General features: G+C 59.7%; 14 protein-coding genes. 5 read left to right on the top strand and 9 right to left on the bottom strand.

Annotation, left to right across the window (positions count from 1 at the left end; all coding sequences use genetic code 11):
- Positions 1–9 precede the first annotated feature (9 nt).
- The gene (locus tag FHT73_RS15515; protein ID WP_162709659.1) at positions 10–1,044 is read right to left on the bottom strand and encodes an acyltransferase; all 1,035 of its coding nucleotides are present in this window, start codon (positions 1,042–1,044) and stop codon (positions 10–12) included.
- Positions 1,045–1,075: 31 nt separating this feature from the next.
- The gene (locus tag FHT73_RS15520) at positions 1,076–2,143 is read right to left on the bottom strand and encodes an SGNH/GDSL hydrolase family protein (protein ID WP_183712744.1); all 1,068 of its coding nucleotides are present in this window, start codon (positions 2,141–2,143) and stop codon (positions 1,076–1,078) included.
- Between the two features lie 414 nt (positions 2,144–2,557).
- Here FHT73_RS15520 and FHT73_RS15525 point away from each other — a divergent pair, with 414 nt between their 5' ends.
- The 4 genes from FHT73_RS15525 to FHT73_RS15540 all read left to right on the top strand — a co-directional run bounded on the left by FHT73_RS15525 (position 2,558) and on the right by FHT73_RS15540 (position 6,476).
- A complete protein-coding gene (locus FHT73_RS15525) occupies positions 2,558–3,331 on the top strand; it encodes an amino acid ABC transporter substrate-binding protein (protein WP_112410950.1) in 774 nt (257 codons plus the stop codon).
- An 85-nt stretch (positions 3,332–3,416) separates the two neighbouring features.
- Complete coding sequence (locus FHT73_RS15530; protein ID WP_015341657.1) at positions 3,417–4,097, top strand: amino acid ABC transporter permease; 681 nt, start codon at positions 3,417–3,419, stop codon at positions 4,095–4,097.
- Positions 4,094–4,855, top strand: a complete 762-nt coding sequence (locus FHT73_RS15535) for an amino acid ABC transporter ATP-binding protein (protein ID WP_112606788.1) — start codon at positions 4,094–4,096, stop codon at positions 4,853–4,855. Before FHT73_RS15530 ends, FHT73_RS15535 begins: the two co-directional genes overlap by 4 nt.
- A 364-nt stretch (positions 4,856–5,219) precedes the next feature.
- On the top strand, positions 5,220–6,476 hold the full coding sequence (locus tag FHT73_RS15540; protein ID WP_183712746.1) for an MFS transporter: 1,257 nt from the start codon (positions 5,220–5,222) through the stop codon (positions 6,474–6,476).
- A 101-nt stretch (positions 6,477–6,577) separates the two neighbouring features.
- On the opposite strand, the gene pyc is transcribed toward FHT73_RS15540, so the two are convergent.
- Positions 6,578–10,039, bottom strand: a complete 3,462-nt coding sequence (gene pyc / locus FHT73_RS15545; protein ID WP_183712748.1) for a pyruvate carboxylase — start codon at positions 10,037–10,039, stop codon at positions 6,578–6,580.
- 116 nt (positions 10,040–10,155) lie between these two features.
- The gene (locus FHT73_RS15550) at positions 10,156–10,896 is read right to left on the bottom strand and encodes a LuxR family transcriptional regulator (protein ID WP_112607050.1); all 741 of its coding nucleotides are present in this window, start codon (positions 10,894–10,896) and stop codon (positions 10,156–10,158) included.
- A 379-nt stretch (positions 10,897–11,275) separates the two neighbouring features.
- On the opposite strand from FHT73_RS15550, the gene FHT73_RS15555 reads away from it, so the two are divergent.
- Entirely contained in the window at positions 11,276–13,045 is a 1,770-nt protein-coding gene (locus FHT73_RS15555; protein WP_183712752.1) for a glucan ABC transporter ATP-binding protein/ permease, read from the top strand.
- Between the two features lie 682 nt (positions 13,046–13,727).
- Here the strand turns inward: FHT73_RS15555 and opgC are convergent.
- The 5 genes from opgC to FHT73_RS15580 all read right to left on the bottom strand — a co-directional run bounded on the left by opgC (position 13,728) and on the right by FHT73_RS15580 (position 25,312).
- A complete protein-coding gene (gene opgC / locus FHT73_RS15560) occupies positions 13,728–14,924 on the bottom strand; it encodes an OpgC domain-containing protein (RefSeq protein ID WP_246712143.1) in 1,197 nt (398 codons plus the stop codon).
- A 108-nt stretch (positions 14,925–15,032) separates the two neighbouring features.
- A complete protein-coding gene (locus FHT73_RS15565; protein ID WP_183712758.1) occupies positions 15,033–23,543 on the bottom strand; it encodes a glucoamylase family protein in 8,511 nt (2,836 codons plus the stop codon).
- Positions 23,544–24,335: 792 nt separating this feature from the next.
- Positions 24,336–24,494: a hypothetical protein gene (locus tag FHT73_RS15570; protein WP_183712760.1), complete on the bottom strand. Its 159-nt coding sequence runs from the start codon at positions 24,492–24,494 to the stop codon at positions 24,336–24,338.
- Positions 24,495–24,656: 162 nt separating this feature from the next.
- Positions 24,657–24,845 (bottom strand): hypothetical protein, encoded by a 189-nt coding sequence (locus FHT73_RS15575; protein WP_183712763.1) that lies wholly within the window; start codon positions 24,843–24,845, stop codon positions 24,657–24,659.
- Positions 24,846–24,970: 125 nt separating this feature from the next.
- A complete protein-coding gene (locus tag FHT73_RS15580) occupies positions 24,971–25,312 on the bottom strand; it encodes a DUF2251 domain-containing protein (protein WP_183712766.1) in 342 nt (113 codons plus the stop codon).
- Positions 25,313–25,397: the final 85 nt, after the last annotated feature.

Genomic DNA, 25,397 nt, shown 5'->3' on the forward strand with positions numbered 1-25,397 from the left:
GGATAGCCGTCACCCCACCGGAGCGACGGTCTGTTCGATGGGTTTCGGCTGCCGCATCAGAAGAGCCTGCATCGGCCGCTCGAAGAACTTGAGGAGCACCACCGAAATCCCGATCGTGCAAAGCGTGACCACCAGCAATATTCCGGTCACAAAGGGTAGGGAGAGATGCTTGCCCAACAGCTTGAGCGGAAGCTGCAGCGTGTAGGGGTGGATGAGATAGAGCGAATAGGAGGCGTCTCCCAGCAGAACCAGAATGGCCCATATTCTCCCGGCTGGCATCCTCATCAGCAGGAAGCCCGAGACGAGCAGGACGGCAAGCAGGCTCGAGGCGAAAAGACTGGGGCCGGCGAATGTCACGATGAAGAAATGAGCCCCGCAGGCCAGAAGAATGAGCAGAGCGGCGGCTATATTCGATCCGCTCCTGAAGGCGCTGTATGCCGAATATGCCTTATGAAGCATCATGCCGAGAACGAATTCGATCAATATCGGATTTGTATAGAAACGCCATTCGACCGATCCCTCCGGCCAAATCTCATGCAGCGCGATCAGGAAGAGGACGGCCGCGGAGGCGAACCAGGTTGCCCTGGCGCCAAAGATCAGACAGGCGCCATAAATTATGTAGAAGAACACCTCGTAACAAAGCGTCCAGCCCAGGAAAAGGATCGGCTGCACGGCGCCGCCGCTTTTCTGATAGGGGACGAAAAGAAGAGATTTGACGATCGTCTCCATGGTCACGATCGTCGAATTGAGCAGGCTGGGTTTCACAAGCGCAATCAAGACGACGACGAACGTCAACAGCCAGTAGAGCGGAACGATTCTGGCAATGCGCTTGCGTGCGAAATAGACAAGTCCGCGCGCCGGATTGGAGGAGTAGCTGATGATGAAGCCGCTGAGAACGAAGAAAACGTCGACGCCGGTCGCACCCATGAAGAAATAATTTCGATCGAGATGGTATTCGATCGCAAGGCCGCTTCCGAAATGGAAGAGAACGACGGAAAAAGCGGCCACGAACCGAAGAAACTGGAGAGAATCCAATTGTTTCAAGTTTGACCGCCGAATGGAAAGCGTCTGTTCGTTAATCATGAGGGCCCCAATCCGCTCTGATAGCTTGCTCCAACAAGGTTGCCATAGCCGCATTGGTGCTGCGGCTTGGATGCCAATCGCATCCGAAATCCTTCGGTTTGACGCGTAAATTCAGATATCGCAGGCGAGTTTCGCCTTTCGCGGCGCTCGCCTGGACGACGGCCTCGATCGCTTTCTCAGCCACATCGAAATCCTTCTGGGACATCATCGGACCGAGAGCGGCGTACAGATAGGCCTTTGGAAACTGATATCTGAGCCTGAAGATGAGCTTGACGTATTCCTCGATGAAATCGCTGGGATTCCTGTTGTCCGAAAAGTCGTTCGTCCCCAGATTGACGACCACTGCGGAAACGCGTTCGTCAGGAAGAGCGGGCACGCTCTTTCTCAACGGCGTCACGCTGTCGATGACATCAAGCATGGTTTTCGCATTCTTGCCTGTACGCGAAAGGCCGATTCCGGAAACAGCGAGCGTCGTAGGTTCCATCCCGAGGCTGCGCGCCGCGACCGCGGCATATGTCAGGTATTGATTTTCCGTTCCGGGGCTGAATTTACATCCGGGACCAACACCCTCGAGGCCATAGCCTGCGGTAATGGAGTCTCCGATTGCCACCAGCTTTGTGGCCGGTGTTTCCGCGGGCAGGAACGACCCATCGGTTTCGGCGGAAACGAATATGGTATCGCCGATCCATCCCTCGGTGCGACGCGTCGCGCGAATCTCGTGGGCGCCTTGCCGCAAGCCATCTGCAAGCTGGTAGCGGTGCTGCCCCGCTTGCAGATCAAGGCGCTGGGGAACGCCGTCCAGTTCGACCTCAAGGCTATTTTTCCCGGTATCAACGAGGGTAACCAAGAGCGACGTGCCTTCAAAACGCAACGCAAAACCACTGCCCGGCCAACCGAAAGCCGCATCGCTGGCGGCAACCCGGCCGATCCATTTCGATGGCCGCTCGATCGTTTCTGCCGCAAAGCACGGCATGAATGTACATAAACTCAGAAAAAGAAACGCAATCGCGACATGAAACCTCATGACCGGCCATGGCCGGCAGCGCGCAATGACGGGCAATTCATCACCTCTTCGGGCTGCGTCAGATCAATTTTACACTTTAAATTTCTAGTAGAATCGCAGTTTGATTGCTGCCGGTGTCTCGCGGCAAACTGCCGGGACACGTTAATGGAGGCGCATGCGCATGCCTGGAATGAAAGGTGCCGCGCCAAGACATCGATGAGATGACGAAATAGGGCAGCATTAAGAATAATAGGGCAGCATTGAGAATTGTCACTATGCCGCACCGCAACATTGATCAGCAATTATTAGCGGTAACGGAAGCAGCGGCTTCCTCGACGCTCCGTTCGCAATTTCTTGAGAAAAATATTCGCATTTGCCCGTTTATCTTGCAGTTTTCTACGCTTTCGCGATGCAAATTTTCTGCGATGTATGCGACACTGAATGAAACCGCTCCAGAAACGGAAGAAAACGATGAACTGGTTGAAGACTGTTGCCGCCGCCGCCCTCGTGCAGGCAGCGTTCCTGCTCCCCGCCCATGCCGGCGAAAACCTCAAGGCGATCCAATCGGCCGGCGTATTCAAGGTCGGCACGGAAGGCACCTATGCGCCTTTCACCTTTCATGACGAGAGCGGCAAGCTGACCGGCTTCGATGTCGAGATCGCGGAGGCGATCGCCGGCAAGCTGGGCGTCAAGGCGCAGTTCCTGGAAGGCAAGTGGGATGGCCTGATCGCCGGTCTCGACGCCAACCGCTACGATGCCGTCATCAACGAAGTTGGCGTCACTGAAGCCCGCAAGAAGAAGTATGACTTCTCCGAGCCCTACATCGCCTCCAAGGCCGTGCTGATCGTCAAGGACAGCAACACCGGCATCAAGGATTTTGCGGATCTCAAGGGCAAGAAGGCGGCACAGTCGCTGACCAGCAACTTCGGCAAGCTCGCAACCGAAGCCGGCGCCGAACTCGTCGGCACCGATGGCTTCGACCAATCGATCCAGCTCGTGCTGACCGGCCGCGCCGACGCGACCATCAATGACAGCCTTTCCTTCCTCGATTTCAAGAAGCACAAGCCCGACGCGCCGGTGAAGATCGTCGCCCAGCAGGCCAATGCCGATTTCTCCGCCGTCATCATCCGCAAGGGCGAGCCGGAACTGCTTGCTGCGATCAACAAGGCGCTGGCCGATATCAAGGCCGACGGCACCTATGACAAGATCTCCAAGAAATATTTCGGGCAGGACGTTTCGAAGTAAGAAGGCATAGGCAGGGACATAAAACTGTGAAAAAGATGCGTCCGGGGTCACCTCCGGACGCATTCTGTTATCGAAAGGCTTCTCCTTGGAGCATTGGCTGCAACTGATGTGGGAGTCACTGGGCACGCTGCTTTGGGCGGGGCTCGTCTTCACCATCCCGCTCACCTTGATCACCTTCGTTCTCGGCCTTCTGCTCGGCCTGCTCACCGCCGTCGTCAGGCTGTTCGCCCCGGCGCCGTTCGTTGCCATCGCCCGCTTCTATGTCTGGGTGATCCGCGGCACCCCGCTTCTGGTGCAGCTCTTCGTCATCTTCTACGGCCTGCCGAGCCTCGGCATCCTGCTCGATGCTTTTCCCGCCGCCATCATCGGCTTTACGCTGAGCGTCGGCGCCTATACGTCCGAAATCATCCGCGCCGTCATTTCCTCCGTGCCGAAGGGCCAGTGGGAAGCCGCCTATTCGATCGGCATGAACTGGCGCCAAGCCATGAGCCGCACCATCCTGCCGCAGGCAGCGCGCGTCGCCGTGCCGCCGCTATCCAACACCTTCATTTCGCTGGTCAAGGATACGTCGCTCGCCGCCGCCATCACCGTGCCGGAGCTGTTCCAGGCCGCGCAGCGCATCGTGGCAACGACCTATGAGCCGCTGATCCTCTATATCGAGGCCGCCATCATATATCTCGTGCTCAGCACCTTTCTTTCAACGCTGCAGGGTTACCTCGAACGCCGCTTCGCCCGCTCGGGCGGCACACTGGAGGCACAGGCATGATCGAGCTTTCGCATATCGAAAAGCGCTTCGGCGACAATGTCATCCTCAAGGACATCAGCCTGATGATCCCGGAGGGAACGGTGACGGCGCTTGTGGGGCCTTCGGGCGGCGGCAAGAGCACGCTGCTTCGCTGCATCAACCTTTTGGAAATCCCGACCGCCGGAACGATCCGCATCGGCGGGGAGACGGCCACCTTCCAGCCGGGCAAGAAGCCCTCCTGGCAGGATATCCAGAAAATCCGCCGCCAGACGGGCATGGTCTTTCAGAATTTCCAGCTCTTTCCGCATCAGACCGCGATCGGCAACGTCATGGAAGGGCTGACCACCGTGCTGCGCTGGCCGGCGGACAAGGCCCGCGCCCGCGCCGTCGAGCTTTTGACCAAGGTCGGCATGGCCCACAAGATCGACGCCTGGCCCTCGACGCTCTCGGGCGGCCAGCAGCAGCGTGTCGCCATCGCCCGCGCGCTTGCCCCCTCCCCGCGCGTGCTGCTCTGCGACGAACCCACCTCGGCGCTCGATCCGGAACTGGCGGCCGAAGTCGTCGATGTGCTGGGCAAGCTCGCCAACGAAGGCACAACGATGGTCATGGCAACGCATGATCTGCGCCTGGCATCGAAGATTGCCAACAATGTCGTGTTCCTCGAGGCGGGCAACATCGTCGAGACCGGCTCCTCACGCAATATCTTCTCCAACCCTGCACAGGAGCGGACCAAGCAGTTCATCTCGACGCTGAATGCCGGCCACAGCTACGACATCTAAGCCGTCGACCTAGAGCAATTCCAGGAAAAGTGCGCAGCGGTTTTCCGTCCGGAATTGCGAGGCGATAAAGAGATAGAGCGACTCAGAGATTCCGTGAAAAACTGAACCGCTCTAGGTCGAAAGCTCCGATGTTGGGGCAAGCCGCGCATTGACGCTGCGCGGCTTTGCGGTTAGCTCTAATGCCATGAACGCGGCACTCGTTATCGTAGTGGGAGGAAGGCGCATGGGCGGGATGGCGTAGCCATCCGGCGAAAGCACCCATGCGCGGTAAGCAGGCTCCTGACGGGGCCTTTTTTATTGCCCGGATTCCGGCGGCGTCTCGTCAGATCCCCTTCGACTTCCCATCCACACGACGGACAAGGCCATGACGCGCACCGAAAGCCGCATCGACCATTCAGCCAGGCAAGCAACCGAAGACCCGACCCTCGCATCAACCGTCGCACAGCCGCGGCTGATAACCCTCATCCTGCTCTCGGCACTTGCCGTGCTGCCCGTAAATATGATCCTGCCGTCCCTGCCGAAGATATCGGCGGCATTCCATGCCGATTTCGCTCTCGTGAACCTCTCCGTCGCGGGCTTTTCCATCGTGACTGCATTCCTGGAAGCGATTGGGGGAGCGATATCGGATCGGTTCGGACGCCGGCCGGTTGTCCTGACGGCGCTCGCGATCTTCATCATCGCCTCGATGGGCTGCGTTCTCGCTCCGACTATCGGCATTTTCCTGCTGTGCCGCATGATGCAGGCGTGCATCGGCCCGTGCTATTCCATCGCCCTCGTCATCATCAAGGAAACATCCGACGAGCGCCAGGCTGCCAGCAAGTTCGGCTATCTCGCCATGGGATGGGCGCTGGCGCCGATGGTCGGACCGATGGTCGGCGGCTCGCTGGACGAGATTTTCGGTTGGCAGGCAAGCTTCATTGTCCTTGCGATCTTCGGTAGCGCCGCCTTCCTCCTGTCCCTGCGCGAGCTCAAAGGATCGAAAGCGTCCGTCTCAGCTACACGCGGAAACTATCTTGCCTCCTATGCCGTGCTTCTGAGTTCTAGTCGGTTCTGGGCCTATACGCTCTGCATGGCCTGCTCGATGGGCGTGCTCTATATCTTCCTCGGCGGAGCACCGCTCACGATAGGCGATGCCCTCGGCGGCTCGAGCGCCAAGCTCGGCTTCTACATGGGCATGGTTCCCGCCGGCTTCATTGTCGGCAGCTATCTCGCCGGCCGCTATGGCGCAAGAATCCCGATCGGCACAATCCTCGTCATCGCGCGGCTGCTGACCTGCATCGGTCTGTCAATTGGGCTCGCCTTGTCGCTATTGGGCATGACGGAGGTTCTGGCGCTCTTCGGCCCCTGCATCTTCATCGGCATAGGCAACGGCTTGACCATGCCGGCCGCCAATAGCGGCGCCATGTCTGTTCGCTCCAATATGATCGGGACGGCTGCAGGGCTGGCCGCTGCCATGCGAATTGCCGGCGGCGCGCTGATCGGTTCGATCGGCGGGCTGTTCATCGCGCGATCGCCAACGATCCATACGCTCTTCACCCTGATGCTGGCATCGGCGTTGCTCGCGCTGCTGGTGGCCCTGTGGGCAGCCCTCCTCGATCGGAATCCTCGCAAACCGAGTTAAAAGACACTGCTGCCGCAAAACCGACTGCAACAGTCAGGCTTTGCGGCAGAAGATAGTCAGCATCTCAGTCGACGGACGGCTTCATAAGCCCAACTTGCCGCTCAGGCGCCATAGACGACAAGCAGATCCTTGGCGTCGATCTGGTCGCCGGCACGCACCAGCACCTCGGAGATCGTACCATCCTTTTCCGCGTGCAGCGCAGTCTCCATCTTCATGGCCTCGATGGAAACAAGCACGTCGCCGGCCTTGATCGCCTGGCCGGGCGAGACAAAGACGGTTGAGATGACGCCCGGCATCGGCGCGCCAACATGGGCGGCATTACCGGTCTCGGCCTTGCGGCGCACCGCGCTGCCGGAGGCCCCATGGGCGCGATCCGGCACCTTGATGCGGCGCGGCTGGCCGTTGAGTTCGAAAAAGACAGTCACCATGCCCTTTTCGTCGGTCGCCGTCATCGCCTGGTTGACGATGACGAGCGTCTTGCCCTTCTCGATCTCGGCAAAGAGCTCATCGCCTTCCTTGAGACCGTAGAAATAGGCCGGCGTCGGCAATACCGAGACAGGTCCGTATGTGTCGGCAGCCAGTGCATAGTCGGTGAAGACTTTTGGATACATCAGGTAGGAGGCGAATTCGAAATCGTCGACCTTGCGCTCGAGCTTCGTCTCGATGACTTTACGCTCGGCATCGAGATCGGCTTCGGCAAGCAGCGAACCGGGCCGGACGGTATAGGGCTTGTCGCCCTTCAGCGCCTTCTTCTGCAGCGCTTCCGGCCATCCGGACGGCGGCTGGCCTAGATCGCCCTTGAGCATGGAAACGACCGAATCCGGGAAAGCGATATCCTTCGCTGGGTTCTCCACATCGGCGACCGTCAGGTCCTGGCTCACCATCATCAGCGCCATGTCGCCGACGACCTTGGAGGACGGCGTCACCTTGACGATATCGCCGAACATCTGGTTGGCATCGGCATAGGCCTGCGCCACCTTGTGCCAGCGGGTCTCGAGACCGAGCGAGCGGGCTTGTTCCTTGAGATTGGTGAACTGACCACCTGGCATTTCGTGCAGATAGACTTCCGAAGCCGGCCCCTTGAGATCGCTTTCGAAGGCGGCGTACTGATGGCGCACGGCTTCCCAGTAGAAGGAGATGCGGCGAATCCATTCGGGATCGAGGCCCGGATCGCGCTCGGAGCCTTTCAGCGCCTCGACGATCGAGCCGAGGCAGGGCTGCGAGGTATTGCCGGACAGCGCATCCATCGCCGCATCGACGGCATCGACGCCGGCATCGACCGCAGCGAGCACCGTCGCAGCCGCAATACCCGACGTATCATGCGTGTGGAAGTGGATCGGCAGACCGGTCGCCTCGCGCAGCGCCTTGAACAGCACCTTGGCGGCCGCCGGCTTCAGCAAGCCCGCCATATCCTTCAGCGCGATGATATGGGCGCCGGCCTTTTCCAGCTCGACGGCAAGATCGGTGTAATATTTCAGATCGTATTTCGGCCGCGCGGAATTGAGGATGTCGCCCGTGTAGCAGATCGCCGCCTCGCAGAGCTTGTTCTCCTCGGCAACGGCATCCATCGACACGCGCATGTTCTCGACCCAGTTCAAGCAGTCGAAGACGCGGAAGAGATCGACGCCGCCTTTGGCCGCCTGGCGGACGAAATACTTCACGACATTGTCGGGATAATTCGTATAGCCGACGCCGTTTGCGCCGCGCAAAAGCATCTGCAGCAGCAGGTTCGGCGCACCCTCACGGATCAGCGACAGACGCTCCCACGGGTCTTCCGTGAGGAAGCGCATGGAAACATCGAAGGTGGCGCCGCCCCAGCATTCGAGCGACAGGAGCTGCGGCAAAGCGCGCGCATAGGTGCCGGCGACGCTGGCGATGTCATAGGTGCGCATGCGGGTCGCAAGCAGCGATTGATGGCCGTCGCGCATCGTCGTGTCGGTCATCAGCACGCGTTTTTCATTGCGCATCCATTCGGCGAATTTCTGCGGACCGAGCTTGTCCAGCAACTGCTTGGTGCCATCCGGAATAGCGCTGTCGATATAAGGCAGTACCGGGTTGGCAGTCTTGGACGATGGCGCGGGGCGCCCGCGGGTCTCCGGGTGACCGTTGACGGTGACATCGGCGAGATAGGTCAGAAGCTTGGTGGCGCGATCCTGGCGCTTGACCTGTTGGAACAGCTCCGGCGTCGTGTCGATGAAGCGCGTCGTATAGCTGTTGTCGCGGAATTTCGGATGCGTGATGATCGCTTCGAGGAAGGTGAGGTTCGTCGCCACGCCGCGAATGCGGAATTCGCGCAGCGCGCGGTCCATGCGGGCGATCGCCTCCTGCGGGTTCGGCGCCCAGGCCGTCACCTTCACCAGCAGCGGATCGTAGTAGCGGGTGATGATCGCGCCGGTATAGGACGTGCCGCCGTCAAGGCGGATGCCGAAACCCGAAGCCGAGCGATAGGCAGTAATGCGGCCGTAATCCGGAATGAAGTTATGTTCCGGATCTTCCGTCGTCACGCGGCACTGCAGGGCATGGCCGTTGAGGCGAATGTCTTCCTGGCGTGGAACACCCGATTCCGGCGTGCCGATGGCGAAACCGTCGAGAATATGGATCTGCGCCTTGACGATATCGATGCCGGTGACGACTTCGGTCACCGTGTGCTCGACCTGGATGCGCGGATTGACTTCGATGAAGTAGAATTTGCCTGTGTCGGCATCCATCAGATATTCGACGGTGCCAGCGCCGACATAATTCGTCGCGTTGGCGATCTTCAGCGAATAGGCGGCCAGCTCCTGGCGCTGCGCTTCCGTGAGATAGGGGGCCGGCGCGCGTTCGACGACCTTCTGGTTGCGGCGCTGCACCGAACAGTCGCGCTCGAACAGATGCACGACGTTGCCGTGCGTGTCGCCGAGAATCTGGCTTTCGACGTGGCGGGCGCGCTCGACGAGCTTTTCGAGATAGACCTCATCCTTGCCGAAGGCGGCCTTCGCCTCGCGCTTGGCTTCCGTCACTTCCTTGGCGAGATCGGCCTCGGAGCGGATGACGCGCATGCCGCGGCCACCGCCGCCCCAGGAGGCCTTGAGCATGACCGGATAACCGATTTCAGCCGCCATCTTGGCGACTTCCACCATGTCGTCAGGCAAGGGATCGGTGGCCGGCACGACAGGCACGCCGACCGAAATTGCCAGATTACGCGCAGCAACCTTGTTGCCGAGCTGGCGCATCGTATCGGCGCGAGGCCCGATGAAGATGATGCCGGCGGCATCGCAGGCATCGACGAATTCGGGGCTTTCCGACAGCAGGCCATAGCCGGGGTGGATGGCATCGGCGCCGGAGAGCTTGGCGACGCGTATGACTTCCTCGATCGACAGATAGCTCTCGATCGGCCCGAGGTCACGGGCAAGATGTGGACCGCGACCCACCTGATAGCTCTCGTCCGCCTTGAAGCGATGCAGCGCGAGTTTGTCTTCCTCGGCCCAGATGGCCACCGTTTTTATGCCAAGTTCGTTGGCGGCGCGGAATACGCGGATGGCGATTTCGGAACGGTTGGCAACCAGGATCTTGGAAATGGGCAATGCTGTCTCCTCACGGCATCGAAACGGGCAATGCTGCACCCGCGAAGAGAATTCTTAACTTCTTGTCACGGGAAGTTCAATTTCTCCTGCGACATCCGGCATCAAAATAGTTGCCTTTATGGAATAAGTCCGTTTCTGAAGGCGATAGCCACGATATGCTGCCGATTTCTGGCCTTCAGCTTGTCCTGGATACTGTTCATGTACCAGTCGACGGTATGATTGGAAATCTTCAGCAGTCGGCTGATCTCGATCGAGGTCATGCCGTCGGCCAGATGGCTGAGCACTTCCATCTCACGCTTGGTCAGCTTCAGCTCGGCCGCTCCCACTCTCTCAAGGTATTGGGCCTCGTCTCGAAACTCCAGAAGTCGCCAAAAGACTTTTTTGGCGACCGCCTCGAAAACGGAAATCTCGGTTGGAGAGAGATCGACCGCCTCGCCGCCGATCGTCATGCTTCCCAGCAGGCCGTTGCGACCATGGATTGGGAAGAGATAGCCGTCGGCAAGCCCGTTGGCGCGGGCGTCCGCCATCATCTGCTCCATGCGCCGCCGCAGCGGGTCCTTCTTCAGCGCCGCCACGGCATCGCTCCAGCGGAAAGGGCGTTGCGCCTGGGCCGCATAGCGCGCAACCGGATCGACGAGCATGTACCTCTTGCGGACATAAGTCAGCGGCCACTGATCGGGCCAGCGACCCGCCAGCATGAAATGCGCAACATCGACATTCGGCCGCGCTCGCTTCAAGACGCCATAGAAATCGAACTTATAGGAGCGAAGCGCGAGCTCGAGCTCGGCCACGACGTCCTCCGCGAGCTTGCATTCCTCGATCACGACAAGCAATTGTATTAGCGAATGGATATTCACAGTTACCTCTTGGCCTCGCAGCCCGAATGATCGGCGGACGAGCTTGCCATCCTGCTCGCCCGGTCCCATAGCCGAGCTTAATCGGCGGCAACATACTCAGGCCGACGCAAAATTGAACGCCTTTGGCGATTTTTTTGCCGTTCAACCCTGAATAGCCGTCCTTTGCGTGACTTAAAGGTAACGGTTAACGCAGCGGTGGATTCATTCCCAAACTGTCATATTTCTGCGGCGAACGATAGCACCACTTTCCGCGGCAACGCGTCTAACGCGAGAAATTCCCCTTAAAAAACAGCTTCAGATTCCGTTAATCGCCGGTTCAGGTACCGATCTGTAGTGTCACAACATTCCGAGTTTTGCTGATGCACAGAGGGTGCCTGACGTGTCACTGTTCAAAGTCTATGCAAGAGCCCTGAAGTATCTTGGCGCGTATCGATACCGCGTATGGATGGTCGTGATCGCAAACATCGCGCTTGCGATGACCACCATCTACGAACCGGTTTTGTTCGGCCGCATCTTCGACGCCATTGCCAAGAAGGAAGCCGTCACGCCGACCATGATGCTGTGGGCGGGCTTCGCCGTCTTCAGTGCTGTCGCCTTCATCGTGGTGTCCCGCGAGGCCGATCGCCTTGCGCATGGTCGCCGCGCCTCCCTGCTTACCGAAGCATTCGGCCGCATCATCTCGATGCCGCTTTCCTGGCATAGCCAGCGCGGCACGGCGAGCGCGCTGAACACGCTGCTGCGCGCCTGCGAAGCGCTGTTCGGCCTGTGGCTCGAATTCATGCGCAATCACCTCACGACCGCCGTCGCGCTCGTCATCATGATCCCGACGGCCATGGCCATGGACCTGCGCCTGTCCGCAGTCCTCGTCCTGCTCGGCGTCTTCTACTGGTTCATAGGCCGTCTGGTCATGAGCCGCACGAAGGATGGCCAGACCTCGGTCGAAAGCCACTACAATACCGTCTTCTCGCATGTGAGCGACTCGATCAGCAACGTCTCGGTGCTGCATAGCTACAACCGCATCGAAGCTGAAACCAAGGCGCTGAAGTCGTTCACCGAACGCCTCCTGCAAGCTCAGTATCCGGTCCTCGACTGGTGGGCACTTGCCGGCGCCCTGAACCGCACGGCCTCGACCGTTGCCATGATGGCGATCCTCATGATCGGTACCGTCCTCGTCCAGGATGGCAGCTTGAGCCTCGGCGCGCTCATCACCTTCATCGCCTTTGCCAACGTGCTGATCGGCCGCCTGGAGCAGCTGCGCAACTTCGCCAACCAGATTTTCGAGGCCCGCGCCAAGCTCGAAGACTTCTACACGCTGGAAGATTCGGTTCGCGACCGCGAAGAGCCGGCCGGCCTTGCTGAAATCAAGGACGTCAAGGGTGAAGTGGAATTCCGCGATGTCTCCTTCGGCTTCGCCAACTCGTCGCAGGGCCTGCACGACATCTCCTTCAAGGTGAAGGCTGGCCAGACCGTCGCCATCGTCGGCCCGACCGGCGCCGGCAAGACGACGCTCGTCAACCTGCTGCAGCGTGTCTTCGATCCGCAGAGCGGCCAGATCCTCGTCGACGGTCACGACATCACCAAGGTGACCCGCAAGTCGCTCCGCCGCTTCATCGCCACCGTGTTCCAGGATGCAGGCCTGCTGAACCGCTCGATCAGCGACAACATCCGTCTCGGCCGCGAAGGTGCGACGCAGGAGGAAATGATCCGCGCAGCCCAGGCCGCCGCCGCCAACGATTTTATCGAAACCCGCGAAAGCGGCTACGATACCCGCGTCGGCGAGCGTGGCAACAAGCTCTCGGGTGGTGAACGCCAGCGTATCGCGATCGCCCGCGCCATCCTGAAGGATGCGCCAATCCTCGTGCTCGATGAAGCAACGAGCGCGCTCGACGTCGAAACGGAAAACCGGGTCAAGACGGCGATCGACAACCTGCGCCAGAACCGCACGACCTTCATCATTGCGCACCGCCTGTCGACGGTTCGCGAGGCCGACATGGTCCTCTTCCTGGACAACGGCCGCATCATCGAGAACGGCAGCTTCAACGAGCTCAGCCAGAGCAACGGCCGCTTCGCTGCCCTCCTGCGCGCCAGCGGCATCCTGACGGACGAGGAAGTCCGCAAGGCACACACGACGGAACACGAAGCCGCCTGATCTTCGCAAGGGGCCTAAGATCGAAGCCGGGAGAACCTGTTCTCTCGGCTTTTTGCTGTCGAGCTGTGGGCAGATGATATTTGTGAAACCGGCGTGACGCAGCAGCCACCCTAAGACCAGCCCCTCCCCCTTGTGCGCGGGGGGTTATCGCATATGGGCTGAAATCGCAGCTGCCTCCTTCTCCCCAGCGGGGAGAAGGTGCCGCCAGGCGGATGAGGGGGTGCCCGCCAAGACCACGAAAATCCATGAATTCAAATCGATAGCCTTCTCATCCGACCCTTCGGGCCATCTTCTCCCAAAGGGGAGAAGGAATTTCCGGTGCCGATCCATCCCATATGCGATACCCCTGCCGCCTGCGGAGGTTAGGGTGAGGGGGCAATGCCTGCAAGGAGCGGGCCAGTAAGATCCGATTGCCTCGATCGAAGCCACGTGACCAACCTAAAAAGAAAGACCCAGCGGGAAAACCGGGTCTTTCCGTTTTCTGATCGGAGGTCAATACGGACGAATGCCGACTGGAGTTAGGGTCGATATCCGACCGGCATCGGATCAGAACTTGCACTTGAAGCTTAAGCAGGCCCATCCAGTTGTCAGTGCCGATCCAGTTAATCGAGCCGCCGCTCCCTCGGCGACTGCGGAAAGATCGATAAGCCGACCCGCGCAGGCACGCGGCGCGGCCGAGCCCTCAGTGACGCTTTACGAAATGAGCAGGCATGGCGACCGGCCTCGCCGGTGCTTTCGCCGTGCTCTGGCTAGCAAGCTGAAGCCTCTTATGCTCGAGATGGTAGGCATAGAGGAATTGTGCGGTGATGCCGAAGACGACATAGATGGCACCGACGACGGGGCTCTTGTTGGTCACGTAGAGAAGAACCTGGCCGGCCATGGCGAGGATGGTGCCCGCAACGAAGATGTTCAGCGAATGCCGCCCGAGGATTGTCAGCGGGTGGTTCGTCGAACGGCGCAGGAACGCCGAAATGGCGGGGATACTGACGATCAGATAGGCGAGCGCCAGAACATGCAGCAGCCGCGGCAGCGACAGGAAGGTCTTGTCGAAGCCGGTGACGACGGTCGGCAGACCGAGCATGGCGAGGTAGTCGCCGAGTATCCATAGCTTGTCGGTCACCCAGATGAAGGACACGAGCACATAGGCACAGGCGAGCGCGATCAGAACCGGATGGGCGGGGATTTGCCCGCCGCGCTTGACATGCATGCTGACAATGAAGCCGATGACGAAAAGCAGCTGCCAGGATAGCGGGTTGAGGAACCAGAAACCATCAAGCAGCGTCGTGTGCGGCGCGATGTAATAGATGCCGGATACCAGCCAGACGCCGACCGAAATTGCGAGCAGAAGCAAGGGGCTCCTCGCCTGCAGCAGCATGATCAGCGGCAGCATGAGGAACAGGGCACCGTACATGGGCAGAATATTGTTGTAGCCGATTTGATGTCCGAGCGTCAGTAGCGCGGGAATGCCGCGCGCCGGATCCATCAGCAGGGCCAGGATATTCACTTCGCAAAGCAGGCCCTTCTGGTGGAAAATCCATGCGCCGGAGATGAAAAGCACCAGGGTCACGAAGGTCGTGATCATATGCGCCGTATAGAGCGTGAAGGCCCGCTTGATCGCCTTCCATGCCATCTTCAGCCGATTACCCGGAAGAAATCTCGTTCCATAGGCAAGGCCGACCGACATGCCGGAAATCAGCACAAAGGCTTCGGCGCCATCGGAGAAGCCGAAATTCTTGGAGGTCAAATCCTCGAAGATCTGCCCCGGCACATGGTTTATGAAGATCATGATCAGAGCCAGGGCTCTGAGAACATCCAGTCGGGTATCCCTCTGCGAGACCGGCTTCGGCACGCTCACCCGTTGCGCCGGTGCCAGGCTCATCTGCGCCCTTGAATTCATCAAACTCTCCTGTTCCGACACTCAAATGCAATCGGGGCCAAAGAGTTCCCCCTTTGGCCCCGATCGTCGAAGCGAAGCAGTGCAGAAACGCTACTGTCCGATCGGAAAGCCCTCTTCGGGATGGGCGACCGCCCTGTCATTGATAGTGACCGAGTATCCCGTCGCATCGGGCGCTTTTGAGACGGAAATACGGTAATTTCCGCTCGGCAGTTCGATATCTGCCGCAAAGCCATCCCAGTTCGAAGGCAATGCCGGCTTGACGAAAAGTCGTCCGTTTTTCACACGGATGCCGAGAATGCCTTCGACAGCGACGCGATAGAGCCAGCCGGCGGATCCCGTATACCAGGTCCAGCCGCCACGGCCCGTCAACTGTCCTTCGCCGTAAATATCAGCAGCGACCACATAGGGCTCTACACGATAGGTATCGGCCTGATCACGATCGCGTGCATGGTTGATCGGGTTCAGCATGTCGAAGCAATGCCAGGCATCGTCGCCGCGATTCATTTCTGCCAGCGCCATGACCACCCAGGTGGCCGCGTGAGTGTACTGGCCGCCATTTTCGCGCACACCGGGCGGATAGGACTTGATGTAGCCCGGATCGCGCGCCGACTTCGCGAAGGGCGGCGTGAACAGCCGGATGATACGGTTTTCATCGTCCACCAGCTTCTCGAGCACGGCATTCATCGCCTTCTCGCCGCGCGCCCTGTCACCTTCGCCGGAGAGAATGTTCCAGGACTGCGCGATCGAATCGATCTGGCACTCGAAATTCTCGCTAGAGCCGAGCGGGCTGCCATCGTCGAAATAGCCGCGGCGATAATGACCGCCGTCCCAGCCCGCCGATTCTAGCGCCTTGCGCAGTTCCGGCAGATGGTCGGACCAGCGCTTGACGCGCTCCTTGTCGCCGCGTGCTTCGGCATAGGGCAGGAATGCGGTTAGCATGCCGGCAAGGAACCAGCCGAGCCAGACACTTTCGCCGCGGCCCTGGATGCCGACGCGATTCATGCCGTCGTTCCAGTCGCCGCCGAGGATCAGCGGCAAGCCACTGCCGCCCTTGCGCTTGATCGCGAGATCGAGAGCCAGAGCCGCATGTTCGTAGACGCTGACTTTGTCCTGCGACACGGTCGGCTGGTAGAAGACGTCATGCGTGCCGGGCATCAGCGCCGCACCCTCGACGAAGGCAAGTTCCTCATCGAGGAGCGACTTGTCGCCCGTTACCGTGCAGTACTGGTCGATGGCATAGGCAAGCCAGACGACGTCGTCCGAGATATGGGTACGCACGCCGGCGCCGCTGCCCGGCAGCCACCAATGCTGCACGTCGCCTTCGCGGAACTGACGCTGGGCCGCATTGAGGATCTGGTTGCGGGCAAGCTCCGGTCTATGCACCAGGAATGCCAGCGTATCCTGCAACTGGTCGCGGAAGCCGAAGGCACCCGACGACTGGTAGAAGGCGGTACGCGACATGATACGGCAGCCAAGGCTCTGATAGGGCAGCCAGGCATTGATCATGTTGTTCATCGCCTTGTCCGGCGTCGAGATCTTCACATGGCCGGTGAAGCCGTCCCAGAACTCCCGACCTGCCGAAAGCACGGCCTCGAAATCGGCCTTGCGGATTTCCGAGACCAGCGCGCGGGCCTCTTCGACCGTGGCCGTATCGCCCATATAGAAGCAGATTTCCTTCTGCTCGCCGGCGGCAATCGTCACGTCGAAGGCCAGAGCACCGCAGGGATCGCCATCAAGATCGGTCGAGTTGGAGAGCACAGCAGCCGTCACGACGGCTTCCGGCATCTGGATCGTGCCATGGCGGCCGATGAACTCGCGGCGGCTTGCCGAGAAGCTCGAATGCGTCTCGCTCGCCGCCATGAAGGCGGTCCGCTTGAAGTAGTCGATACTGTAGGGGTTGTTGGCAAACAGCGCGCCCGTCTCCTCATCCAGCGTCGACAGGATGAAGGGTCTGGTCTTGTTCTGATTGATGCCGAGCACCCATTCCGCATAATTGTAGATCCGCAGCCGCCGGCTGCCGGCGCCCTTGTTGCTGAGTCGCAGACGGAAGAGCTTGACCGGACGCTCGCGATCGATGGTCTGCGTCAGCTCCAGTGCCACGCCATCGTCTTCGCTCGAGAAGACGGAATAGCCGAGACCGTGACGGGCCTCGAAGCGGACCTTCGCATTGCGCGACAAGCCGGCATAGGGCGTCATGACCTTGTTGCTGTCGAGGTCGGCGACATAAAGCGCCTCGCCCGGACGGTTGATGACCATGTCGTTGGTCCAGGGCGTCAGCTGATAGTCGCGCGAGTTGTGGCTCCAGGTGAAGCCGCCGCCTTCGGCAGGAACGTGGAAGCCGAAGCGCTCGTTCGAGATTACGTTGATCCACGGATGCGGCGTCGACTGACCGCCCGGCAGACGCACGACATATTCGCGACCGTCCTTGGAGAAGCCGCCGTAACCGTTCCAGAAATCGAGATCGTCCTGCGCCTCGATAGGCTCGGCCGCAAAAACGGAATCTTGCAGCGCGAGCGGTACGGAGAGACGATTGACCGGCGTCGTTTCCTCGGACTGGGTCGAGGCAAACAGCGTCGCCGCGCGCGCGATCTGATCGACGAGCTTGCCGTTGCGGGCATGGAAGATCACCCGCGATGCGGCAAGGATCTCCTGGTAGGTCTCGTTTTCGATCTGGTCCTTGCGAACCGAGAAGATATTCTGCCTGAGACCGTCGCCCTGGTTGTGACGGACGTGCTCGACGAGCTTATCCAGCTCGCGCTGCATGTCCTGGGCCTGCTCGACAGCGCGTTCGTTGACGATCACCAAATCGGCGCTGATGCCGCGTGAACGCAGATATTCCGCCGCCATCAGGGCTTCCCGGGCGATTTCGAGGTCGATATCGTCGTTGATGCGCAGGGTGAAGATCGGGAAATCGCCTGAGATCGTCACCGGCCAGAGCGCGGATTGCGAATGCAGGCCGGCCTGCACGGTGGCGCCGTCGGCGCGCAGGTGCATGTCCGGATAGACCAGATAGCGGGCGAGCTTCTGGAAGGCGGCCGCCTGCTGCGAGGTAACGCCGACATGGCGCATCTGCATCTGCGTGCGGGTCCACGCCTGCGTCAGCTCGATGCCGAAGGTGTCGGGATTGCGGTAGCGCTCGACCGCCTTATCGACCTCTTCGCGGTTCGGCGCGGCAATGGTCCAGAAGATGATGCTGACCTTCTTGCCGGCGGGAACGCGCACGACGCGACGCAGCGACAGGCAGGCATCCATGGTGAAGCCGTCCGTGCCGGAGAGCGTCGCACCCGGATCGAAGGCTGCAGCTTCCGCAAGCGTGCGGCCGCGGCCGAGGAATTTGCGGCGGTCGGTTTCGAATTCGGTCGGACGTTCCGATCCGGCATTGTCGACGACCAGATGGGCGACCGACATGTCAGGCTCGTTATAGTCGCGCTTGTTGCGCTCTGCGCGGATCACGTCACCGCTGTTGCCGATCTCTGTGCGCACGAACATGCGCGTAAAGACCGGGTGACCGGAATCGACGTCGTCACTCGCAAGGGCCGGCTCAAGATAGGAGGTCACTTCGATGAAGCGGTCCTCCGTGCCCATGTTGAGCAGCGTCACACGGCGGCCTTCGGCATCATGCTCGGTGGCGACGATGCATTCGACGTCGCTGGTGAGATCGCCGACCGTCTTGCTGTATTCGACCTTTTCATCGCTGAAGGCGACCTTGGCCTTTTCCCCTTCGATGCTGCGCGGTTCCGCGGTCGCCGACCACCATTGGCCGGAGGCGGTATCGCGCAGGAAGATGAAGGTACCCCAGCGGTCCTCCGTCGGGTCGGCCCGCCAGCGCGAGACGGTCAGGCCGTTCCAGCGCGAATAGCCCGCGCCGGTCGCGGTCAGCATGACCGAATAATGACCGTTGGAAAGGAAGGCGAGCTCGCGATCCTGCGTCGCCGGATCGGCGATCTTGCGGATTTCCGGACGCAGCATGTCCTCCTGGATATTAGCCGGCTGGTCGCTCTCGTGCTTGGCGGCCATGACCGGAATATCGCGCGGCGCCTTTTCCTGCAGCAGCAGTTCGGCCGCTTCGATCACCGGATCGGCATGGAAGAGTTCGCGCAGGCGTCCGTTGAAGGCGACGTTGGCGATCGCGGCGATCGACATGCCGTGATGGTGTGCATAGTAGTTGTAGACCACCGCGCACTTCTTGCCTTCGGGAACGCGGGTCGGCGTGAAATCGACGGCATCATGGAAGCCGTAGATGCCGAGCGCGCCCACCTTACGCAATTTCTGCAGGTTTTCGAGCGCCGCAGCCGGGCGATACTGGCTGGCGAGGATCGAGGCATAAGGCGCGATGACGGCGTTCTGGCCGAGGCCGCGCTTGAGGCCGAGCGAAGGCACGCCGAAATTGGTGTACTGGTAGTGCATATAGTGGTCGCGGGCGTTGAAGGCCGCTTCTGAAATACCCCAGGGGATATCGGAGCCAAGTCGCTTGGCGTAGTTCATCTGCTCCTGCACGACCAGATTATTCGTCTGGTTGAGGATACCGCCCTGGCGCTCCTGCATGACGAGCGGCGGCATCAGATATTCAAACATCGAGCCCGACCACGAAACCAGCGCGCCGCGCGAGCCGACAGGCACGACCTGACGGCCGAGTCGATACCAGTGCTCCGTCGGCAAATCGCCCTTGGCGATGGCGAAAAGGCTGGTGAGGCGTGCTTCGGAGGCCAGAAGGTCGTAGCAGGCGGCATCGAGCTCATTGGTTTCGACGCGGAAGCCGATGGAAAGCAGGCGCCGTTCCGGACGATAGAGGAAGGCGTATTCCATGCCGAAGGCGAGTTCGCGCATTTGGTCGCGCAGCTTCGCCAGACGCTGGCGCAGCGAATCCACATTGGCGAGATCGAAGATGCTGTCGGCGATATGGCCCTCGCAGACCTTGACCAGCGACTGCGACCAGGTGAGCACCTCGCCGCTCTGCGTCGACTTCACCTCATGGTCGAGGTTTGCCGCAAGCTTCTGGATGTCCTGCGCCAGAACAGACAGGTTGATGACGCGGATCGAGGCGAATTCATGTTCGCGCTTGACGGCAGCAAGCGCGTTCTGGAAGCCGGCGATGCGCTCTTCCAGGCGGCGACGCAGCGGGCGAACCGTCTTGCGGTCATCCGGAAGCTCGGCAAGGGTTTCGGCGAGAATGCCGGCGACATCGCCGATACCGTCGAGATTGCCCTGCATATGTGCAGACGGTGCCTCCGCCCAGATACGGCAAGCGGACGAGACAGCGATCAGATGGCCGGCGAAGTTGCCGCTATCGACAGCCGAGATGTAGCGAGCGCCCATCGGCTTCAGCGTATCGGTGTGATACCAGTTGCACAGGTGCCCGCGGAACTTTTCGAGCTTCGCCACGGTCGCCATGGTCTTTTCCATGCGATCGATGGTTTCCTCGAAGGAGGTCCAGCCGAAATGACGCGCCGAGATGACCGACAGCAGGTAGACACCGATATTGGTCGGCGACGTGCGTGATGCCACAACCGCATTCGGGGTCTGCTGCACGTTATCAGGCGGCAGATGGTTTTGCTGTTCGACGACGAAAGTTTCGAAATAGCGCCAGGTGCGCCGCGCGATCTTGCGCAGTTCGAACGAAACGCTTTCCGGCACTTCCAGCCGATCTTCGGTCTCGGCCGACTGGCTGACATACCAGGCGATCGCCGGCGACAGGACCCAGAGCAGTGCAAAGGGAATGCCGACGAAGAAGGCGTTGTTGCCGGAAAGCGACGCGAAGGCAAGTGCCAGCAGCGCAAGCACTGGCGCATGCCACATGACGCGGTAGTGGCCGAGGATCGTCGTCTGTGCCGCGGCTTGGGCGCTCGCCGCGGTCCGCCATTGCAGCATCAGCTTGCGGCTGACGAAGGCGCGGTAAAGCGAACGGCCGATGGCATCGGCCATGACGCAGGCGCCATCGGCGATGAAGACGATACGCAATGCGACCTGTGCATTGGCGGCGCGGATATCCGACCAGACCGTATAGAGATGGGCGCGGGCGACGATATCGCTGGTGCGCGGAATGATGCCGTTGATGAGTGACAGCGTCGGGGCGACGAACAGGCAGAAGATCAGCAGGATCTGCCAGATGAGCGCCGCCAGCGGCTCCATGAAGTACCAACCGAGCACGGAGGCGAAGAACCAGGCGATCGGCGTCAGCGAGCGACGCAGATTGTCCATCATCTTCCAGCGGCCGAGGCCGGTGACGCCGCGCTTGGGATTGAAGAGATAGGGAAGCAGCTGCCAGTCACCACGCGCCCAGCGATGCTGGCGCGAGACCTCGACTTCGTAGCGGATCGGGAAATCTTCGACCAGCTCGCAGTCGGTGACGAGGGCGCAGCGCGCCATCGAGCCTTCGAGCAGATCGTGGCTGAGGACGGCGTTTTCGTCGATCTTGCCTTTTAGCGACGCTTCGAAGGCATCGACATGATAGAGGCCCTTGCCGGTGAAGGTGCCTTCTTCCACCAGATCCTGATAGACGTCGGAAACGGCGAAGACGTATGGGTCGAGACCGCGGTTAACCGAGAAGACGCGCTGGAAGACCGACGCATCCTTACCCGTGGTCAAAGACGGGGTGACGCGCGGCTGCAGCACGCCGTAGCCGCGCACGACGCGTTTGCTCTCGGGATCGAAAACCGGGCGGTTGATCGGATGATGCAGCTTTCCGACGAGCTTCGTCACCGTATCGCGCACCAGGCGCGTATCGGAATCGAGCGTCATGACATACTGCACGTCCTTCGGCACGATATTGGCGCCGGGCAGGAAAGTGGTATCGCGGTCGCCGCGCAGCAGCATGTTCAGCTCGTGCAGCTTGCCGCGCTTGCGCTCCCAGCCCATCCAGGCGCCTTCGGACGGATTGTAGAGGCGGCGGCGATGCAGCAGGTAGAAGCGCTGAATGCCGTCCTCGTCATAGCGCGCCGCCAGATTGGCGACTTCGCGGCGGGCATAATCGAGGATTTCCAGATCGCGCTCGCTCTCTTCCTCCTGGCTGTCAGGCCAGTCGCTGAGCAGCGCGTAATAGACTTCGCCGCGCGGATTGGCGAGATAATGGACCTCGAGATTGCGCACGAGCTCATCGACACTGTCGCGGTTGCCGATCAGCGTCGGCACGACGACCAGCGTACGGGCCTCTTGCGGAATGCCTTCCTTGAATTCGTAACCGACCAGCCGCGCCGGCGTCAGATACATGGTGACGAAGAAATTGAAGAGGCCGGTGGCGCCTTCCGATGCCGGCAGCGAGAACATCAGGAGCAAGAGGATGGTCTCTGCCCAGCCCATGCCGGCATGCAGCATGAAATAACCGACGATACCGAGGGCCACGACGGTCAGGAACAACACCGGGGCTGCGATCGACAGCCAGTTGAGCTTGCGCCACTGACGCACGAAGCTCACCGAAAGGGGCACACGATACCCGATCGCCTTCTCCAGCTTCTGCGTCTGCTGGCCCATGATGAAGTCGCCGATATTCGGCTCGCGCGATTGCCCTTCGCTCGATGCCTTGGCGGCTTCGGTCATCGCCATGGCGATCTGGGCAATTTCCATTTCGGTCTTGTCGCAACGGCGCGCGAGCTTTTCGATACGGCGGCGATAGCTGTTGCGCGAGCCGGGATCGAGCTTGGCGTAGTCGGTCTCGTCCCAGAGCAGCTTGTCGACGGCGCTGACCTCTTCGACCCAGACGGACCAATCGGTATCGTCGATGAGACGCAGGCTCTTGATGATGTTGCCCATCGTCACATTGCCGGATGACAGCCGATTGTGCTCGGCCATCATGACGCTTTCGGCATCGGTCCCGGCCTCGGCAAGCCGCTTCTCAAGCCATGTGACGGCGAGACCCGACGTATGCGAGCCGTCGCGCAGACGGTAGAGGAACTGCGTGGCGAAGGTGTTGTCCGAGGTATAGGGCTCAAGCGTCTTCAGGAACTCGGCGACCTTGGCGTCGTCGTTCAGACGGATCAGCTCATCGACGGCGGCATTCGCTTTCTTGCGGGTGATGCGGCTCTGCTCGACGCGGCTCGAAATGCGGCGCAGGTTTTCAACCAGGATATACCGCACCAGCGAGGGAACGGCCCAAAGCTCGCCGATTTTCAGCATCTCCACCGACTGGAAACCTTCGACGAGCGCCAGCAGGCCCTGATTGGATACGGTGCTATGCGTGTGGGCGACGTAGAGCCAGGCAAGCGCCATGGTGCGCGGCATAACCATGCCGTCGATGGTCAGCGTCTGCAGCTGGTCATAAAACTTCTTCGGAAAATCGCGGCGGACTTCCTGAATGGCCTCTTCGATGATGTAGTGGTTGTCGAGCAGCCATTCGGCCGCCGGCGTGATCGATTCCCCAGCATCGACATCGGCATTGGCCGAGCGATAGACGCGCAGGATCTCTTTCTCGTTTTCCTTGTGCCGGGCGAAGAAATCAAAGGGCGCAAAGCCTGGCAGCTTGGTTTTCGCGCCGTTGCGGGCGAAGGCCGCGCCGCATTCCTTGATCTGCTCATTGGAGAAATAGGTGGCGCGGATCGCATCATTATGATCGATCTGCTTGGCATCAGAATCGCGCGGCGTAACGGTGGAGAGATTTTGAGATGTCATGGATTCGGGTTCTGGGTCCAAACAGAGTGAGTGGCATTGTCGCCTTTATCGTTTTTGCCCTGCCCGACGCAAGAATTCACGCATTTGGACCCTTTTGCTTCGCTTCCCGGCGGGCGAAGGGGGTGAATTCGAAGTGACGGCTTAGAACAAACTTATACAGGCGAAGATTTTCACGGGGCGTTCTTAAAGATTGCGGCGACTATTCGTCATCATCCAAAAGGGTGTCCGTGAAACTGGATACGCGACCAAATGGTTCCGGCAGCGATCCGCAGAGGTCAACGACAATCGATCAAGGTCATGAGGCATTCTCCCTGGGCTGATTCATCCCGTTTCGGAAATTCAGCATGGTTCGGCATATTGAATCCTCCATATCCCGCAGAAGATGAACTTAAACTGAACCCCATAAAAAGATTCGCAAATTCCTGTCGGAGCGCATCGCTTTTCGAAGCTGCGCAGAACTGAGCCCATACCTGCCTGTGAATGGCAACCCCGCAGGGCCAAGACACATCCTCCCTGTCATGCCATCACAGCGATTCGCCTTCACTCCGAAAAGAGAGGCAATACGGAATAGCATGGCGACCAGCCGAGCCGCCGAATGGCAACGCGCCAAGCGCTTACGCGAGCGTATTTTGGGGGGAAGTTTACTGTTTTCACACGGCACATTCTATCGGCCGAGCAAATTTCTTTGCGCAGCAAAATGATGCCAGGAAAACTGAATGGAATTTACCGGGGGTCGCCGAGAAATCGACCAAACAAGCGGCAGTATTCCCTGCCGCTTCCAAAGGCACCACCTTAAACGACGATGCCGCAAACAATGGCCGCGACAAAGAGGAATGCAGCCGAAAACAGGACGACATGAACAGCCGTTTGAATCTTTCGCCGCGTATTCGCAGCGCGCTTGGAACCATCGAACTGATTCACATGCGTATTCGAAATACCCAAATTCGCCATGTGTCGCCTCCGTTCGTTTCTTATATGTCTCTTAGGTCAAGCCCGGGACGGATATTCATACATATCCTATCAATTAGGTAGAGATGAATTTCCGTCCAGAACGCGAGCCGAGAAAAATTAAACCATTTGAAGTCGAGGACCCGAAAGATCGGCAACGCCTAATCAGCAGAGAATGCGGCGGGCCCAAATCAAGCTACGCTCGATGGCGCTGGTATCGGCCGTCTGCTCTTCGGCAGATCCGGCCTGACGGCGGCTGTTTTCCTCAGAAAGAGCGGCAGACCGTGCACCTTCCCGCTTCGCCGGCACCGGCGGATGAAGATAGCCCATGGTCATGCCACCCATGAAAAACATGCCTGCCTCCACTTAACGTCTGACCCCTCATCGGGATCACGAAAGTTAACTGCCATTAACGAGATCATGACAGAATTGCGGCAGGTGTCAATAGTCTATACGATTGGTCGTCTATAGCTCAAGATTCACATTCTCCGAAACCCTTGAGCTACGTCAGCTGGGAGATTCGGTTTGGTGTTTTTACTATATGCCGCACCGAATTTTTTCCCGTTGGCGCAGTCAAATATGGCCCACAATATGCCATCTATTACCAGCCCCACATTTTGCTCGCTGGCATCCCATTCAACTGCAATACTCGGCAAAGAAGACATAGGGGTATTCAAAAATACTCCTATTGCATCTATTATCTTACTGTCTTGTTTTTCATCGATTACACAAAGATAAAAGTAACCAGCCTCGCCATCAAATTCGAACACACCAGCAATATCCCCGATCGATCGAACCGCGCTTTCGAAGAGTTCGTCCATTCGTTTCTCCTCAGCCGGCAAGCTTAAACTTGTAGTTTTCACCAAAGCGATTACCCATTCGCGTCATTGGCTCAATTTCCCCGTG

This window comes from Rhizobium sp. BK098, from assembly GCF_014193155.1.
Classification (GTDB): Bacteria; Pseudomonadota; Alphaproteobacteria; order Rhizobiales; family Rhizobiaceae; genus Rhizobium.

Coding starts and splice junctions, on each gene's coding strand:
- FHT73_RS15575 (WP_183712763.1), bottom strand. CDS start 24,845: ATGTTTTTCATGGGTGGCATGACCATGGGCTATCTTCATCCGCCGGTG.
- FHT73_RS15525 (WP_112410950.1), top strand. CDS start 2,558: ATGAACTGGTTGAAGACTGTTGCCGCCGCCGCCCTCGTGCAGGCAGCG.
- FHT73_RS15570 (WP_183712760.1), bottom strand. CDS start 24,494: ATGGCGAATTTGGGTATTTCGAATACGCATGTGAATCAGTTCGATGGT.
- FHT73_RS15535 (WP_112606788.1), top strand. CDS start 4,094: ATGATCGAGCTTTCGCATATCGAAAAGCGCTTCGGCGACAATGTCATC.
- FHT73_RS15540 (WP_183712746.1), top strand. CDS start 5,220: ATGACGCGCACCGAAAGCCGCATCGACCATTCAGCCAGGCAAGCAACC.
- FHT73_RS15580 (WP_183712766.1), bottom strand. CDS start 25,312: ATGGACGAACTCTTCGAAAGCGCGGTTCGATCGATCGGGGATATTGCT.
- opgC (WP_246712143.1), bottom strand. CDS start 14,924: ATGAGCCTGGCACCGGCGCAACGGGTGAGCGTGCCGAAGCCGGTCTCG.
- FHT73_RS15565 (WP_183712758.1), bottom strand. CDS start 23,543: ATGACATCTCAAAATCTCTCCACCGTTACGCCGCGCGATTCTGATGCC.